The organism is Streptomyces sp. BHT-5-2, from assembly GCF_019774615.1.
Taxonomy (GTDB): domain Bacteria; phylum Actinomycetota; class Actinomycetes; order Streptomycetales; family Streptomycetaceae; genus Streptomyces.
The window spans coordinates 6,176,838-6,193,003 of sequence record NZ_CP081496.1 but is presented as its reverse complement, the minus strand read 5'-3'; the positions used below and the strand labels follow the sequence as shown (position 1 = coordinate 6,193,003).

Below are 16,166 nucleotides of genomic sequence, written 5' to 3'. Positions count from 1 at the left end.
CCCGCATTCCGGCAGGGTGGAGGTGGCGGTGACGGTGGAGGTGGCGGGAGAGGAAGAAGGAGAGGGCGAGGGCGGGGAAGAGGGCGGGGAAGAGCGGGTACGCGGTGGCCGGGGATAAACCGCCGTGAGTGGCGGGCGCCCGGAATTGCGGAGGGGTGACCGGCCGCACGGAATTCACCGGACCGTTTCCGGACCGTGGCCCGGTCCGTCCTGCCCGCCCCGCCCCGCCCCGCCCCGCACCCCGCCCCGCATCCCACCCCGCACCTGACCTTCCGTCAGATTGGAACGTGTTCTACTCTGCCCGCCATGGCTATCGCAACGGGCACCGGCGCGGGCATCGGTACGGACACGGGCATCGGCATCACACAGGACCACCGTGACCTCGCGGCGGCGGCGCGCGGCTGGGTCGCGCGGGCCGTCCCGCCCGAGGACGTCCGCAAGCTCCTCGACGCGCCGCCCGCGCGGACCGGCCGCCCCGCCCACTGGGACGGGCTCGCCGCGCAGGGCCTGCTCGGCCTCCACCTCCCGGAGGCCGACGGCGGGGGCGGCGGCGACCTGCTCGATCTCGCCGTCGTCCTGGAGGAGTTCGGCCGCGCCGCGCTCCCCGGCCCGTACCTGCCCACCGTCCTCGCCGCCGAACTGCTGCACCGCGGCGGCGCGCCCCGGCACCTCGTCCGGGCACTGGCCACCGGCGGGCGGATCGCCGCCGTCGCCCTCGACAGCGGCTCCCTGACCGCGGTGGAAGGCGCCGACGGATACCTCCTCGACGGCGCCGCGCCGCCCGTCCTGGCCGGCGGTGACGCCGATCTGCTCGTGCTGGCCGCGGAGGCCGCCGGGGGCACCGTGTGGCTGGCGGTGGACGCCGCCGGGCTCGCCGTACGCGTCCAGGACAGCGCCGACCCGACCCGGCCGACCGCGGAGATCCGCGCGGACGGGACGGCGGTCCCGGGCGACCGGCGGCTGGCGGTCGACGGCGCCCTGGTCCGGGACCTCGCCGGGGTGCTGCTCGCCGCGGAGGGCTGCGGAACCGCCGGCTGGGCGCTGCGCACCGCCGCCGAACACGCCGCGGTCCGCGAGCAGTTCGGCCGGCCGATCGGCCAGTTCCAGGGAGTCAAGCACCTCTGCGCCGACATGCTCGTCCGCTGTGAGCAGGCCCGCGCCCTGGTCTGGGACGCGGCCCGGGCCGCCGCCGACGAGCCGCCCGAGGTGCGCGGCCTGGTCGCCGCGCTGGCCACCGCGGCGGCCCTCGACGCCGCCGTCGGCTGCGCCAAGGACTGCATCCAGGTCCTCGGCGGCATCGGCTTCACCTGGGAGCACGACGCCCACCTCCACCTGCGCCGCGCGGTCACCGCCCGCCAGCTGCTCGGCGGCGCCGACGCCCACCGGCTGCGCGCCGCCCGCCGTGCCGCGGCCGGCGCCCGCCGCGCACTGCGGCTGGAACTCCCCGCCGAAGCCGGGGAGTTCCGGGACCGGGCGCGCGCCGCCCTCGCCCCGGTGCGCGGCCTGACGTCCCACCTCAGGGGCTCCGCCGCGGAGGCCGCCACCCGCCGCGCACTGGCCCCCACCGGTTACGCCGCGCCGCATCTGCCCGCCCCGTACGGACTGGGCGCGGGCCCCGTCGAACAGCTCGCCATCCAGCAGGAGATGGTTGCCGCCGGGGTCCGGGTCGGCGAACTGGGCATCGCCACCTGGGTGGTGCCCGCGCTCCTCGCGCACGGCACGGCCGCGCAGCAGGAGCGGTACCTGCCGCCGACGCTCCGCGGCGACCTGCTGTGGTGCCAGCTGTTCTCCGAGCCGGAGGCCGGTTCGGACCTGGCGTCGCTGCGTACTCGCGCGCAGCGCACCGCGGACGGCGGCTGGCGGATCAACGGCCAGAAGGTGTGGACCTCGGCCGCGCAGACCGCCGACCACGGCATCCTGCTAGCCCGCACCGACCCGGACGCACCCAAACACCGCGGTCTGACCTTCTTCGTCGTCGACATGTCGACGCCGGGGATCGACGTCCGGCCGCTGAGGGAGATCACCGGCGACGCCCTCTTCAACGAGGTGTACTTCGACGAGGTGCTGCTGCCCGCGGACGCGGTGGTCGGCGCGGTCGACGACGGCTGGCGGGTCGCCCGCACCACCCTCGGCAACGAACGCGTCCACATGGCCGACCAGATGGCCTTCGACACCGGCCTGGAGGCGCTCGTCGCGCACACCGCCGAAGGGGACGGCGCGGTCCGGGCCCGGGTCGGCGCGTTGGTCGCCGAGGCGCACGCGCTGGCCTGCATCGGGCTGCGCACCACCCTCCAGCGGGTGTCGGGCCTGGAGCCGGGCGCCGGCGCCAGCGTCCGCAAGCTGGTGCAGACCGCGCACCAGCAGAAGGTCGCCGACCTGGCCCTGGAACTCCTGGGGCCGGCCGGTGCGGTCCGCGAGGGGCCCGGCGCCCGCGCCCTGCACGGATTCCTGATGTCGCGCTGCCTGACCATCGCCGGCGGCACCACCCAGGTCCAGCTGAACGTCGTCGCCGAACGCCTGCTCGGCCTGCCCCGCGACCCGGAACCGCGCCCGCTGATCTGACCGCGCCCGCAGGCGGCCGCATCCGCAGGCATCCGTGTCCGTATCCGTCACCGCGTCCGCACGCAGCCGTATTCACACCGCCCCGTCACCTGGACCCGGGCCCCTGGCCCCTGGCCCCTGGAGGATCGCATGGCCGGCACGGCGTACATCATCGGCGTCGGGATGACCCGGTTCGAGAAGCCGGAGACCCGCGACTGGCAGTACTGGGACATGGTCGAGGAGGCGGGCGGCGCGGCGCTCGCCGACGCCGGCATCGGCTACGACGCCGTCGAGCAGGTGCCGGTCGGCTACTGCTACCAGCCGTCCACGGCCGGCCAGCGCGCCGTGTACGAGCTGGGGCTCACCGGCGTCCCCGTCTACAACGTCAACAACAACTGCGCCACCGGATCCACCGCGTTGATGATGGCCCGGCAGTTCGTCGCGTCGGGTCTCAACGACTGCGTGCTGGCGTTGGGCTTCGAGAAGATGAAGCGCGGCGCGCTGGGCGCCGGTGCGGAGGGCGGTGCCCGTGGCGGGGCCACTCAGGTGGGGGGCGCCTCCTCGCCGGTCGCCCGGCACTACGGGGTGATGGCCGCCGCCCACGGCTTCGAGGCGACCCCGCCCACCGCCCAGATCTTCGGCAACGCCGCCCGCGAGCACATGGCGCGCCACGGCACGACGGCCGAGCAGCTGGCCATGGTCGGCGCCAAGAACCACCGGCACTCCGTGCACAACCCCTACGCGCAGTTCCGGGACGTGTACACGGTCGAGGAGGTCCTCGCCGCGCGCACCGTGCACCGCCCGCTCACCAAGCTCCAGTGCTCGCCGACGTCCGACGGTGCCGCGGCGGCGGTGGTCGCCTCGGAGCGGTTCGTCCGGGAACACGGCCTGGCGGAGCGTGCGGTGGAGATCGCCGGGCAGGCCATGGCCACGGACACCGAGGAGAGCTTCGCCACCGGCTCCTGCATCGACGTCGTCGGGGCGCCGATGAGCCGGGCTGCGGCGCGCCGGGCCTACGAGGCCGGCGGCCTGGGCATCGAGGACGTCGACGTGATCGAGCTGCACGACTGCTTCTCCATCAACGAGCTGCTGACCTATGAGGCGCTGGGGATGTGCGCGGAGGGCGAGTCGGGGAAGCTGGTCGCCGACGGCGCCACCACCTACGGCGGCCGCTGGGTGGTCAACCCGTCAGGCGGGCTGATCTCCAAGGGGCATCCGCTGGGCGCCACCGGCCTGGCCCAGGCGGCCGAGCTGGTCTGGCAGCTCCGCGGGACGGCCGGCGACCGCCAGGTCCCCGGAGCCCGCGTCGGCCTGGCCCACAACATCGGCCTGGGCGGCGCCGCGGTGGTGACCCTCCTCCGCAGTTGACGCAGGCAGTAGTTGATTTCCCCTGTTCTCCCCCGCTGATTCTCCCGGCTGATTTCCTCCGCGCGTTAAACCCCCGCCCCATGCGGGTAGTTGGCTCCCCGGGGGCCCTCGTGACCCCTAGGGGACCCCGGCCCCCACCCCCTACGGCCCCATCCCAGGCCCCACCCCGCCCTACGCCCCCCGTCCTAGGACCCAAGCGCATGGTGAATGCACCGATATCCCGATGCGGGTGGTGAGGGGCTGGTGCGAGCATGGTCGGCATGCCCCCGATAGCCACTTCTCCCACGCTGTCCACGTCCGCCCGGCGGACGGCCGCCCCCGCCTGGCTGGTGATGGTGCTGGTCTGCGCCGGACAGTTCCTCGTCGTGCTGGACGTCTCCGTCGTGAACGTGGCACTGCCCGCCATGCGTTCCGGGCTCGGCCTGTCCGAGCTGGGCCTGCAATGGATCGTCAACGCCTATGTGATCACCTTCGCGGGCTTCATGCTGCTCGGTGGCCGGGCCGCCGATCTCTTCGGCCGCAAGCGGGTCTTCCTCGTCGGGCTGGCGCTGTTCACCCTCGCCAGCGTCGCCGGCGGCCTCGCCCAGGAGCCCTGGCAGCTGATCGCCGCCCGCACCATCCAGGGCGTGGGCGCCGCGGTGCTCTCGCCGGCCACGCTCACCATCCTGACCACGTCGTTCCCCTCCGGCCCGGCCCGTACGCGGGCCATCGCGACGTGGACGGCGGTCGGCGCGGGCGGCGGCGCGGTGGGCGGTCTGGTCGGCGGGGTGCTCACCGAGTACCTGTCGTGGCGCTGGGTGCTGCTGATCAACGTGCCGGTGGGCGCGCTGGTGCTGGCCGGTGCCGCGCTGTGGCTGACCGAGAGCCGGCAGGGCGCCGCCCGGCGCCTGGACGTGCCCGGTGCGCTGCTGGTGACCGCCGGGCTCGGTCTGGTGGCGTACGGCATCGTGCAGACCGAGACGCACGGTTGGGGTTCGGCGTCGGCGCTGCTGCCGCTGGCCGCCGGCCTGTTGGTGGTCGCGGTATTCGTCGCGGTCGAGGCGCGTGCCAAGGCCCCGCTGATGCCGCTGGGGCTGTTCCGGCTGCGCTCGGTCTCCTCGGCCAACGCGGCGATGGTGCTGTCCGGCGCCGCGATGTTCTCCATGTGGTACTTCCTGTCGCTCTACGTGCAGAACGTCCTCTCCTACACGCCTCTGCAGGCCGGTCTCTCCTTCATCCCGCACTCGCTGTCCATCGTGCTGGGGTCGAAGGTCGCGCCCCTGCTGATGCGCCGCCTCGGCGCCAAGGTGCTGGCGGTCGGCGGTGCGGTGATCTCGCTGACCGGGATGGTGTGGCAGAGCACGATGACCGTCGACGGGACCTACCTCGGGACGATCCTCGGCCCGGGTGTCCTGATGGCGCTGGGCGCCGGGCTGACCGCGACGCCGGTCGCCGCGATCGCCACCTCCGGCGCCGACCCGGCCGAGCAGGGGCTGGTCTCCGGCCTGATCAACACCTCGCGCCAGATGGGCGGTGCGCTGGGCCTGTCGGTGCTCTCCACCGTCGCCGCCTCCCGGATCACCGTGGAGTCCGGCCGGGTGGGCCTGGCCGCCGGCTACGGTCTGGCGTTCCTGGTCGGGGCGATGGTGCTGGCGGCCGCCGTCGTGCTGATGCTGCTCGCGCTGCCGCGCCGGCGGACGGACGCGGCCCAGGGCTGAGCGGCCGCCCCGCGCTCCCGGCCCCGCCCTACAGCCAGCCGTTGAGGCGGGCCGCCCGCACCGCCTCCATGCGGTTGCGGGTGCCGGTCTTGCCGATGGCGGCCGAGAGGTAGTTGCGGACCGTGGCCTGCGACAGGCTCAGCCTGCCGGCGATGTCGGCGACCGTCGCGCCGTCCACGGCGGCGGTGAGGACGTCGCGCTCGCGCTGGGTCAGCGGATTGGGCCCGGCGCTCAGGGCCGCGGCGGCCAGACCGGGGTCGATCACCCGCTCACCGGCCAGCACCCGGCGGATCGCCGCCGCCAGGTCCTCCACCGGACCGTCCTTCACCAGGAAGCCGGACGCCCCGGCCTCCATCGCGCGGCGCAGATAGCCGGGCCGCCCGAACGTCGTGACGATCAGCACCTTGCACGACGGCAGTTGGTCGCGCAGGTCGGCGGCGGCGTCCAGGCCGCTGCGCCCGGGCAGTTCGATGTCCAGGAGCGCGACGTCCGGTCGGGTCTCCAGCGCGGCCTCGACGATCCGGTCGCCCGCCGGCACCTGCGCCACCACCTCCATGTCGTCCTCTAGGTCGAGCAGCAGCGCCAGTGCGCCGCGCATCATCCGCTGGTCCTCGGCCAGCAGGATCCTGATCACCTGGACAACTCCTCCGCATCCGCCAGATCGCCCGCGCCCACCGGAAGTTCGGCCGTGACACGGAAGCCGCGCCGGCCGTCGGGGCCGCTGCGCAGCGTGCCGCCGGCCGCGGCCAGCCGCTCGGCCAGCCCCTTCAGGCCCGTGCCGCCCACCGGACCGGGGGCGGTGCCGGACGGTGCGTCGGACGCTCCGGAGCTTACGGGACCGCGGCCGTCGTCCGTGATCGTCAACCGCACCCGGTCGTCGTCCGTGTGCACCTCGATCTCGCAGCGGGTGGCGCCGCTGTGCCGGACGGCGTTGGTGACGCCCTCGCGGACCACCCAGCCCAGCAGCGCGGCGGCCTGCGGTGGCAGCGGCGGCCCGGACTGCCGCACCACCGGCTCGATACCGGCGCCGTCCAGCGCCGAACGGGCCCGGTCCAGCTCGGTCGCCAGGCTGCCCTCGCGGTAGCCGGTGACCGCCTCGCGGATCTCGGTCAGCGCCTGCCGGCCCACCGCCTCGATGTCGGCGGCCTGCGCCAGCGCCGCGTCGAGGTTGCGGGGCGCCAGCCGGCGCACCGCCTCGGCCTTCACCACCACCACGGACAGGGTGTGGCCCAGCAGGTCGTGCAGGTCCCGGGAGAACCGCAGCCGTTCCTTCTCCACGGCGTTGCGGGCCAACTCCTGTCGGGTGGCCCGCAGTTCCTGGATGGTGTCGAAGAGGCTCAGCACCGAGGCCGTCACCATCCCGGACAGGAACGTGCCGTAGCCGATGCCGAACGAGCCCCAGGGGCTCTGGTCGTACCAGCCGGAGAGGAACCCGGCCGACCCGCTGACCGCGATCAGCCAGAGGGCGAGCGGCCTGCCGCGCAGCGAGCGGACGGTGCCGGAGGCCAGCGACAGCAGCGGGAAGAACATGAACCACTCGCCGCCGAAGCCGAGCGCGACGGCGTAGGTGACGGCGGCCAGCGCGGCCAGGGCGTAGACCGGGTAGCGGGTGCCGCGCAGCCGGGGGCTGAACGCCGCGAAGACCACGGTCACGTAGAGGGAGTTGAAGGCGAGGAGGCCGGCGCCGGCCAGCCAGGGGTTGCCGGTCCTGCCGTGGATGATGTTGGAGAACGCGCCCAGCCCCATCAGCAGCCAGGGCAGGAAGGCGTACCGGCCGGGGCCCTTGGGCTCCTGCTCGAAGTGCCGCGCCCCCGCGCCGCGGCACTGCTTCCGGTCGCCGCCGGGCGCGTCGCCCGGCTCCCGCCGCCATCTCATCCCTGCCATGTCGTTCCTCGCCTCATGTTGTGCTCGCCGCCCTGTGCGGTGTCCGTGCTGCCGCGGTCCGCCGGGGTCCGCCGGGCCTTCCGTGCCCGTTCTGCGTGATTCGCGCGCTTTCGCGTTCTTCCGTGTTCTTCCGTGTTCTACATGCGCTCCGTCGCCGGTCGCAGCGTGCGTGCCGCCCGGCGGTAGGCGTACACCGCGTAACCGCCGAAGAGTGCCAGCCAGGCGGCCAGCACCGCCACCGTGGTCGGCCCCGGTGCCGCGCCGGGCCCCCGCACCCCGCTCGCCGTCCGTGCCACTTCCGCCTCCCCATGCCGTCGGCGCGCCCTTCGCGCCGTGCGCTGCGCGGTGAACGTCGTCATCCGCTGCCGAAGACGCTACGGAGCGTTGCCGCCGGGCGGCAGAGGCGAATGTGGGTGAACGGCCCTGACAAATGTCACCGGCCGGTGCGCCGAAGGGCGGGTCCGGCCGTCCGGAACGCACGCCCGCACGCATCTGACATACCGTCAGGGGTCTTCCGGCTCCCGCCCGCATCGGCTATACATGACTGCCATCGGCTAGAACGCGTTCTAGAAGTGCCGAGGAGCGCGGGCCCGCCGACCCGATACGACCCCGGCGCGGCCGACGGTGCGGACGGCCGGGCCGGGGTCTCACACCGTGGTGAAGGAGCAGCACCTCCATGCCCATCGACGCCGCCAAGGCCACCGCCGCCCCGCCGCGGACCACCGAACTCGCCTGGGACCACAAGGACGTCCAGCTCTACCACCTCGGCATCGGCGCCGGCGCGGCCACCCCGGAGAAACCGCACGCCGCCACCGACCCGGACGAGCTCTGCTACACCCTGGAGAGCGCACTGCACGTGCTCCCCAGCTTCGCCACCGTCGCGGGCGGCGGCATGGCCCTGGCCGGCGGACTCTCCGCCCCCGGCATCGAGGTCGACCTGGCGGCCGTGCTGCACGGCGGGCAGACCGTCACCGTGCACCGCCCGCTGCCCGTCCACGGCCGCGCCATCCAGACCTCCACCGTCCCGGCCGTCTACGACAAGGGCAAGGCCGCCGTCATCGTGCTGCGCTCCGAAGTCGCCGACGACGACGGGCCGTTGTGGACCTGCGACACCCAGATCTTCGTCCGCGGCGAGGGCGGCTTCGGCGGCGAGCGGGGCCCCTCGGTCGGCGGCGAACTTCCCGACCGGGCGCCCGACCTGACCACCGAGCGCCTGGTCCGCGCGGACCAGGCGCTGCTCTACCGCCTCTCCGGCGACTGGAACCCGCTGCACGCCGACCCGGAGTTCGCCGAGCTCGCCGGCTTCGACCGGCCGATCCTGCACGGCCTGTGCTCGTACGGGGTGACGCTCAAGGCGGTGGTGGACACCGCGCTGGGCGGGGACGTCTCCCGGGTGCGGTCGTACGGCGCGCGGTTCGCGGGCGTGGTGTTCCCGGGGGAGACGCTGCGGATCCGCCTGTGGCGCGAGCCGGTCGGGGAGGCCGGCGGCCGCATCCGGGTCGCGGTCACCGCCGCCGAGCGGGACGACGCACCGGTCCTGGCGGACGCGGTGGTCGAGTACGGCACGACGGTCCCGCCCGGCGCCTGAGGACGCGCGGCCGCCGGGCCGCGAGAGCCCCGACGGCCGGCCGGGCCCAGGGGCGCAACGCCCCCTACGTACGAGAGGAGCCGTGTCGCATGCGCGCAGCCGTACAGCAGGAGACGGGACGGGACAAGCTGGAGGTGCTCGACGACGTCGAGGCGGTGGGGTTCGGTCCCGGCCGGGTCAGGATCCGCATCCGGGCCACCGGACTGTGCCACTCCGACCTCTCGGCGATGAACGGGGTGCTGCCGCAGCCCACGCCGTTCGTCCCCGGGCACGAGGGCGCCGGGGAGATCCTCGACGTCGGCGACGGCGTCACCGGACTGCGGCCCGGCGACCGGGTCCTGATGTGCTGGCTGCCGGCCTGCGGTGACTGTCCGTCCTGCAAACGCGGGCAGACCCACCTCTGCCTGGCCGGGTTCATGAACGCCGGCACCCCCAACTTCAAGCGCCCCGGCGGTGACGTGTTCGGCTTCGCTGGCACCGGCACCTTCGCCGAGGAGGTGGTGGTCGCCGCCAACTGCGCCGTCCCGATCCCGGACGACGTCCCCTACGAGATCGCCGCCCTGATCGGCTGCGGGGTGACCACCGGGCTCGGCGCGGCCCTCAACACCGCCGAGGTGGCGGCCGCGTCGTCGGTGGCGGTGATCGGCTGCGGCGGCGTGGGCATCTCCGTCATCCAGGGCGCCCGGGCCTGCGGCGCCGCCCAGATCATCGCCGTCGACCCGGTGGCGACCCGCCGCGAGGCCGCCCTCCGGTTCGGCGCCACCGAGGCCGTCGCCCCCGAGGAACTCGCCGACGCCAAGGCCCGGATCACCGGCGGCGAGGGCTTCGACTACGTCTTCGAGGTCGTCGGCAGGTCCGCCACCGCCCGCACCGCCTACGAGACGACCCGGCGCGGCGGCACCCTCTGCGTGGTCGGCGCGGGCGCGATGGACGACACCTTCCAGGTCAACATGTTCGAGCTGTTCTTCGACGAGAAGCGGATCCTGCCGTCGCTGTACGGGGGCGCGGACGTGCTGCGCTCCTACGAGCGGGCCATCGCCCTGTGGCGGGCCGGCCGGATCGACCTCGAAGGGCTGATCACCCACCGGGTCCGGCTGGACGGCGTCAACGACGCCCTGGACCAGATGCGTTCGGGCACCGCGCTGCGCACCTGCATCGAGATCTGAGGCACAGGAGAGGACACGCATGGCACAGCCACTGGAGGGCCTGACCGCGCTCGTCACCGGTGCCGGACGAGGGCTGGGCCGGGCCGAGGCCCTGGAACTGGCCCGCCTCGGCGCCCGGGTCGTCGTCAACGACCTCGGCCGGCCCGGCCGATGGGGGTCCCCCCTGCCCGAGCGAGGTCGAGAGCTTGGGGGAGGTTCCGGTGCCTCCTCGGCCGCCCCCGCCGAGGAGGTCGCCGAGGCGATCCGCACCGCCGGCGGCCAGGCCGTCGCCCACAGCGGCGATGTCGCCGACCACCAACAGGCCGGCGAGATGGTGCAGTTGGCGATCGACACCTACGGCCGGCTGGACATCCTGGTCAACAACGCGGGCATCCTGCGGGACCGGATGGTCTTCTCGATGACCGAGGACGAGTGGGACTCGGTGATCCGCGTCCACCTCAAGGGTCACTTCAACACCACGCACTTCGCCGCGGCCCACTGGCGCGCCCGCTCGAAGGAGGCCGGCGGCCCGGTCTTCGGGCGGATCGTCAACACCTCCTCCGAGGCGTTCCTGGCCGGCTCGGCGGGCCAGCCCAACTACGCCGCGGCCAAGGGCGGCATCGTCGGCCTGACCACGTCCACGGCGCTGGCGCTGGCCAAGTACGGCGTGACCGCAAACGCCATCTGCCCGCGCGCCCGCACCCGGATGACCGAGGACGTCTTCGCCGGCTTCGCCGTCCCCGAGGACGGCCGGCTCGACCCCCTGGCGCCCGAGCACGTCGCGCCACTGGTCGGCTATCTCGCCTCGCCGGCCGCCTCCGGGGTCAACGGCCAGCTGATGGTCGTCCACGGCGGCATGGTCGCGATCGCCGAACGCCCGCGGATCGCCGCGAAGTTCGACACCGCGAAGGAGGTCTTCGGCTACGAGGAGTTGGACGGCCTGCTCACCCCGTACTTCGCCGGGCGGCCGGCGCACGAGACCTTCGCGGCCGCCGAGGTGCTGGGCCTCAAGCGCGACTGACGCCTGGGGCCGGGGGCCCGCACAACGGCCGTGGGCGCCGCCCGCGTTCGCGGTGCGGCGGCCACGGCCTGCGGCGTGCCGGTCGGCTCAGTGGACCTGGACCCGGTGGTCGCGGCGGTGCCTCCCCTGGGCGGCGCTCTGCGCCTCCTCCGAGGCGGCCGGGCCGCGGTGCCTGCCGGAGCCTACGGCCTCGGCGGCCTGGGCGGCTGCCTCCTGCGGGCGCGCCTGGGTCGTGTCGGTTTGGGCTTCGGACATGAAAAGAGTCACTCCGTCAGATCGCTTACAGCTGTACGCGTCGGGACCTCCCCCGGCTCCCGCCGGAACACGCCCCGTGCGGTGCCGTCGGTGGCCGGGTCAACCGGCTGCACAGCCCCCGCCGGAATAGTAACGGGGCGGGAAACGGCACTCCACTGGGACTCCCGGGCCGCGAGAGGCGCCTGTTGCAGCGGAACTGGCCTGCACATCCGGGGATGCGGGGAACGCATGAGCGGTTCCTGGCCACGGGCGTTCGGTTGTGGAGATGCTGTGGAGTCGACGTCGCTATCGCCCGCTTCCAGGACAATCCCCCCGCCACCCACGGGTGCCCACCCGGACGGAACCACCACCTCCGCCGCCCCCGGAAGCGCTGCCTGCTCCGGAGGCTCCGCCGCCTCCGGATGCTCCGCCTCCGGATGCTCCGCCTCCGGATGCTCCGCCTCCGGATGCTCCGCCTCCGGATGCTCCGCCTCCGGATGCTCCGCCTCCGGATGCTCCGCCTCCCTGGCGCCGCCCTGCGGAAGGTCGTCCTCCGGGCCCTCCTCGCGGGCCGCCGCGCCCGTCCGCCCCGACGCCGGGACCTCCGGCCCCGCCACCGGCCCCAGTGGTACGGCCATCCGCGCCACCCCGCACGGCACCGCTTCCGTCGTGTACGGCAGCAGCAGTGCGCCGTCCGTCGTCCACCGGCCGCTGCCGGCCAGCCAGCCGTCCGGGGCCGGGAACTGCCGCAACCGCCGCTCCGAGGGCCGCCAGGCGCCCAGCCGGGTACCGTCCGGACCGTCCAGCCGGAACGCCACCGCGCAGCTCTCCGGCAGCAGCGCCCGCCCCGGCTGGATCGCGAACGGCGTCACCGCCATGTCGGGCGCCCGCAGACACTCCGGGAAGCGCACCGGCAGACTGCTGTCCAGTACGCCCCAGCCCAGCCGGTCGTGGCCGGGGGCGTCCGAGCGCACCAGCAGCAGCCCGCTGTCGGGATCGGCCAGCAGCAGCCGGTCGTCGCTCTCCTCGGTGATCTGCAGCAGCGGGCTGATCTCCCCGCCGCGCGCCAGGTCCACCACCACGGTCTTGGTGCGGCCGTCCGACTCGCGGTCCACCGCCAGCAGCCGCCCGTCGTGGTCCAGCCAGACCCCGCCGGTGCAGCGGCCCGGCACCACGGCGATCCGCTCCGGCCCCGCCGTCCCGCCGTGCACCCGCCACAGCGCGGTGGTCCCGGCGCCGGGCGCCAGCGCATAGCCCAGCTTTCCGCCCGGGGCGGGCGGCAGCAGGGTCAGCTCCCGCGCCGCCACCGCGCCGACCAGCACCTCCTGGGTGCCGGGCCCGGTGGGGGAGAGCAGCGAGACGGTGAAGCGGTCGGCGACCCGGCGGACGATCAGCACCCGGCCGTCCGCGAGCGGCAGCAGCGCACTGTCCGGCTCCTCCGGCTGACTGCCCGGCAGCGGGACCGCGTACGGCTCCGGGCCGCCGATCGTCCAGCGCTCCGGGTACCAACTCCCGGCGGCGTCGTCGTGACGGGCGAGCCGGGCGGCGTACGAGCCGTCGGCGGCGAGGGTCAGCGCCGCACGGTGCGGGCTGTCGAGCGCCGCGGCGTCCTCACTGGCACAGATCGTCATGGGGGTGCCACCTCCAGTGGAGGGACGTTAGTTTTCGCACTTCCGGCCGATCAACGAGAGTTGCCGGTCTTCACGCATAAGGGTGGCCGTTGTCCGATTCGCCGGTGTGGGCAGGGGCGGCTGTGCTGCGAGTTTCAAGGATGTTTAAAGTTAGGCGGACCTAAGTTGCCGTCGGGTGGCCGGGCGGCCCCTGCCTGCCCGGCGGCACCCGCGTTTCGACCTGGAGTGACGTGATGCCCCTTCGCCGCCGCGGCGCCGCCGCCATAGCCATCGCCGCCGCCGGCGCCGTCGCGCTCGCCGGGTGCGGTGCGTCCGGCGCGGACGGCGGCAGCGACCGCGGGGCCGGCTCGAAGTCCGTGGCCCAGGGCGGCAAGGACTTCGGCAGGGCCGCCGACGAGACCGCGAAGATGGGCACCGACGCCGAGCCGGGCCAGTTCCCGCGCAGCGTCAGGCACGCCATGGGGACCACCACGATCCCGGCCGCGCCCAAGCGCGTGGTCGTCCTCGACGTCGGCGAGCTGGACAACGTCGTCTCGCTCGGCGTCAAGCCGGTCGGCTACGCGCCCACCGAGGGCGACGCCGCCGTCCCGGACTACCTGGCGAAGAACGCCGGCCACCCCAAGAGCGTCGGCACCGTCAACGGCCTCAACCTGGAGGCCATCCACGCCCTCAAGCCCGACCTCATCCTGGGCAGCAAGCTGCGCGCCGAGAAGCAGTACCAGCAGCTCAGCAAGATCGCTCCGACCGTCTTCTCGATCCGCCCCGGCTTCACCTGGAAGCAGAACTACCTGCTCAACGCCGCAGCCCTCGACAAGACCGCGGCGGCCGAGCACGAACTGGCCGACTACCAGGCCAAGGCGAGGAAGCTCGGCGAGGACCTCGGCCCCCGGAAGCCGACCGTGACGATGCTGCGCTACATGCCGCAGTTCACCCGCCTCTACGCCCAGCGCTCCTTCATCGGCACCATCCTCAAGGACGTCGGCCTGCCGCGGCCGAAGAACCAGCAGGTGGACGACCTCGCCACCGAGGTCAGCCCGGAGAACATCAACCAGGCCGACGCCGACTGGATCTTCACCGGCGTCTACGGCGACCCCAGGTCCACCAAGCGCGACACCGCCGAGCAGAACCCGCTGTGGAAGAACCTCAAGGCGGTCAAGGACGGCCACGCCAGGAACGTGCAGGACGAGACCTGGTACCTCGGCCTCGGCGTCACCGCGGCCGACAGCGTCCTCGCCGAGCTACGGTCCTTCCTCGTGAAGTAGCCGTCCCGCGAACCGGCTCGCTCGCCAAGTGGCCGACGGCGGCGGCCGGGTGGCGAGCGCCGCGGCCGGCGGCCGGTGGCCGGAAACCCCCGGCGCGCACCGGCCCGCGGCCCCCGCGCGCACCGCGGCCCGGCGCGCGGGCGCGGGGGAGAGGTAACCTTCCCCCCGTGCCCGCACTGTCTGAAGTCCTCGCCGCGCTCGACGTCCTCTGGCCCCCCGAGCGGGCCGAAGGATGGGACGCCGTCGGCACTGTCTGCGGCGACCCCGACGCCGAGGTCGGCCGGGTGCTGTTCGCGGTCGACCCGGTCCAGGAGATCGCCGACGAGGCCGTGCGGCTCGGCGCCGACCTGCTCGTCACCCATCACCCGCTCTACCTGCGCGGGACGACGACGGTCGCCGCCGGCACCTTCAAGGGAAAGGTCGTGCACACGCTCATCAAGCACGACATCGCCCTGCACGTCGCGCACACCAACGCCGACACCGCCGACCCGGGCGTCTCCGACGCCCTGGCCGGCGCGCTGGACCTGCGGATCCTGCGCCCCCTGGTGCCGGACCCGAGCGATCCGGCCGGCCGCCGCGGCCTGGGCCGGATCTGCGAACTCCCGCACCCGATGACGCTGGCCGAGCTGACCGCGTACGCCGCCGCCCGCCTGCCCGCCACCGCGCAGGGCATCCGGGCGGCCGGCGACCCGGACCGCGAGATCCGCACCCTGGCGGTCTCCGGCGGCTCCGGCGACAGCCTCTTCGACGACGTACGGGCGGCCGGCGTGGACGCGTTCCTCACCGCCGACCTGCGCCACCACCCGGCCTCCGAGGCCATGCAGACCACCGGGCGGAACAGCCCGTTGGCACTGCTGGACGCGGCCCACTGGGCCACCGAATGGCCGTGGTGCGAGCAGGCCGCGGCCCAGCTCGACGCGGTCTCCGACCGGCACGGCTGGGGACTGCGCACGCACGTCTCCCGCACGGTCACCGACCCCTGGACGGCCCACGCGGCGTCCGCCCCGCCCACCAGCCCCGCTGACAACTCGCACACCACAGGAGCCCCCCGCTGAACGCCGCGCCCGCCGACCAGATCCGCCTTCTGGACGTCCAGAACCTCGACGTCCGGCTCACCCAGCTCGCGCACCGGCGCAAGAACCTCCCCGAGCTGGCCGAGCTGCAGACCTTGGAGGCCGACCTCACCCAGCAGCGCGATCTGCTCGTCGCCGCGCAGACCGAGGAGAGCGACACCAGCCGCGAGCAGACCAAGGCGGAGCAGGACGTCGACCAGGTCCGCCAGCGCGCCGCCCGCGACCAGAAGCGCCTCGACTCCGGCGCCGTGACCTCCCCCAAGGACCTGGAGAGCCTCCAGCGCGAACTGGCCTCGCTGGCCAAGCGCCAGGGCGACCTGGAGGACGTCGTCCTGGAGGTCATGGAGCGCCGCGAGGCCGCCCAGGAGCGGGTCCGCGAGCTGACCGAGCGGGTCGAGGCCATCCAGGCCAAGGTCGACGACGCCACCGCCCGCCGGGACGCCGCCCACGCCGAGATCGACGCCGAGGTCGCCACGGTCGACAAGGAGCGCGAGCTCACCGTCGCCGACATCCCCGAGGCGCTGATCGCGCTCTACGACCGCATCCGCGCCAAGCAGGGCGGCGTCGGCGCCGCCCGCCTCTACCAGCGCCGCTGTGAGGGCTGCCGGCTGGAGCTGGACATCACCGAGCTCAACGACGTGCGCCGGGCCGCCGCCGACGCCGTCGTCCGGTGCGAGAACTGCAGCCGCATCCTGGTCCGCACGCCCGACTCGGGGCTGTAG

Annotated in this window: 14 protein-coding genes; 9 read left to right on the top strand and 5 right to left on the bottom strand. The window is 74.2% G+C overall.

Annotated elements, in window-relative coordinates; all coding sequences use genetic code 11:
- The first annotated feature begins 306 nt into the window (after positions 1-306).
- The 3 genes from K2224_RS27410 to K2224_RS27400 all read left to right on the top strand — a co-directional run bounded on the left by K2224_RS27410 (position 307) and on the right by K2224_RS27400 (position 5,606).
- Positions 307-2,562 carry an acyl-CoA dehydrogenase gene (locus tag K2224_RS27410; RefSeq protein WP_221909248.1) on the top strand — a complete coding sequence of 752 codons (2,256 nt, stop codon included), beginning with the start codon at positions 307-309 and terminating at the stop codon, positions 2,560-2,562.
- A 129-nt stretch (positions 2,563-2,691) separates the two neighbouring features.
- Positions 2,692-3,909: a thiolase C-terminal domain-containing protein gene (locus K2224_RS27405; protein WP_221909247.1), complete on the top strand. Its 1,218-nt coding sequence runs from the start codon at positions 2,692-2,694 to the stop codon at positions 3,907-3,909.
- A 251-nt stretch (positions 3,910-4,160) separates the two neighbouring features.
- A complete protein-coding gene (locus K2224_RS27400; protein ID WP_221909246.1) occupies positions 4,161-5,606 on the top strand; it encodes an MFS transporter in 1,446 nt (481 codons plus the stop codon).
- A 28-nt stretch (positions 5,607-5,634) separates the two neighbouring features.
- Here the strand turns inward: K2224_RS27400 and K2224_RS27395 are convergent, their stop codons facing one another.
- From K2224_RS27395 to K2224_RS27385, 3 genes are all read right to left on the bottom strand, one after another.
- Positions 5,635-6,240 carry a response regulator transcription factor gene (locus tag K2224_RS27395; protein ID WP_221909245.1) on the bottom strand — a complete coding sequence of 202 codons (606 nt, stop codon included), beginning with the start codon at positions 6,238-6,240 and terminating at the stop codon, positions 5,635-5,637.
- The gene (locus K2224_RS27390; protein ID WP_221909244.1) at positions 6,237-7,490 is read right to left on the bottom strand and encodes a sensor histidine kinase; all 1,254 of its coding nucleotides are present in this window, start codon (positions 7,488-7,490) and stop codon (positions 6,237-6,239) included. Before K2224_RS27390 ends, K2224_RS27395 begins: the two co-directional genes overlap by 4 nt.
- 137 nt (positions 7,491-7,627) lie before the next feature.
- Complete coding sequence (locus K2224_RS27385; protein ID WP_221909983.1) at positions 7,628-7,786, bottom strand: hypothetical protein; 159 nt, start codon at positions 7,784-7,786, stop codon at positions 7,628-7,630.
- Between the two features lie 380 nt (positions 7,787-8,166).
- Here K2224_RS27385 and K2224_RS27380 point away from each other — a divergent pair, with 380 nt between their 5' ends.
- From K2224_RS27380 to K2224_RS27370, 3 genes are all read left to right on the top strand, one after another.
- Positions 8,167-9,078: a MaoC/PaaZ C-terminal domain-containing protein gene (locus K2224_RS27380; protein ID WP_221909243.1), complete on the top strand. Its 912-nt coding sequence runs from the start codon at positions 8,167-8,169 to the stop codon at positions 9,076-9,078.
- A gap of 89 nt (positions 9,079-9,167) precedes the next feature.
- The gene (locus tag K2224_RS27375; protein WP_221909242.1) at positions 9,168-10,244 is read left to right on the top strand and encodes a Zn-dependent alcohol dehydrogenase; all 1,077 of its coding nucleotides are present in this window, start codon (positions 9,168-9,170) and stop codon (positions 10,242-10,244) included.
- A 19-nt stretch (positions 10,245-10,263) separates the two neighbouring features.
- Positions 10,264-11,244 carry a 3-oxoacyl-ACP reductase gene (locus K2224_RS27370; protein WP_221909241.1) on the top strand — a complete coding sequence of 327 codons (981 nt, stop codon included), beginning with the start codon at positions 10,264-10,266 and terminating at the stop codon, positions 11,242-11,244.
- An 87-nt stretch (positions 11,245-11,331) separates the two neighbouring features.
- Here the strand turns inward: K2224_RS27370 and K2224_RS27365 are convergent, their stop codons facing one another.
- Both K2224_RS27365 and K2224_RS41745 read right to left on the bottom strand, forming a co-directional pair.
- Positions 11,332-11,499 carry a hypothetical protein gene (locus K2224_RS27365; RefSeq protein ID WP_221909240.1) on the bottom strand — a complete coding sequence of 56 codons (168 nt, stop codon included), beginning with the start codon at positions 11,497-11,499 and terminating at the stop codon, positions 11,332-11,334.
- A gap of 8 nt (positions 11,500-11,507) precedes the next feature.
- Entirely contained in the window at positions 11,508-13,109 is a 1,602-nt protein-coding gene (locus K2224_RS41745) for a hypothetical protein (protein WP_221909239.1), read from the bottom strand.
- A 233-nt stretch (positions 13,110-13,342) separates the two neighbouring features.
- Here K2224_RS41745 and K2224_RS27355 point away from each other — a divergent pair, with 233 nt between their 5' ends.
- The 3 genes from K2224_RS27355 to K2224_RS27345 all read left to right on the top strand — a co-directional run bounded on the left by K2224_RS27355 (position 13,343) and on the right by K2224_RS27345 (position 16,166).
- Positions 13,343-14,371: an ABC transporter substrate-binding protein gene (locus K2224_RS27355; protein ID WP_221909238.1), complete on the top strand. Its 1,029-nt coding sequence runs from the start codon at positions 13,343-13,345 to the stop codon at positions 14,369-14,371.
- A gap of 167 nt (positions 14,372-14,538) precedes the next feature.
- On the top strand, positions 14,539-15,426 hold the full coding sequence (locus tag K2224_RS27350; protein ID WP_221909237.1) for a Nif3-like dinuclear metal center hexameric protein: 888 nt from the start codon (positions 14,539-14,541) through the stop codon (positions 15,424-15,426).
- Positions 15,423-16,166: a zinc ribbon domain-containing protein gene (locus tag K2224_RS27345; protein ID WP_221909956.1), complete on the top strand. Its 744-nt coding sequence runs from the start codon at positions 15,423-15,425 to the stop codon at positions 16,164-16,166. Before K2224_RS27350 ends, K2224_RS27345 begins: the two co-directional genes overlap by 4 nt.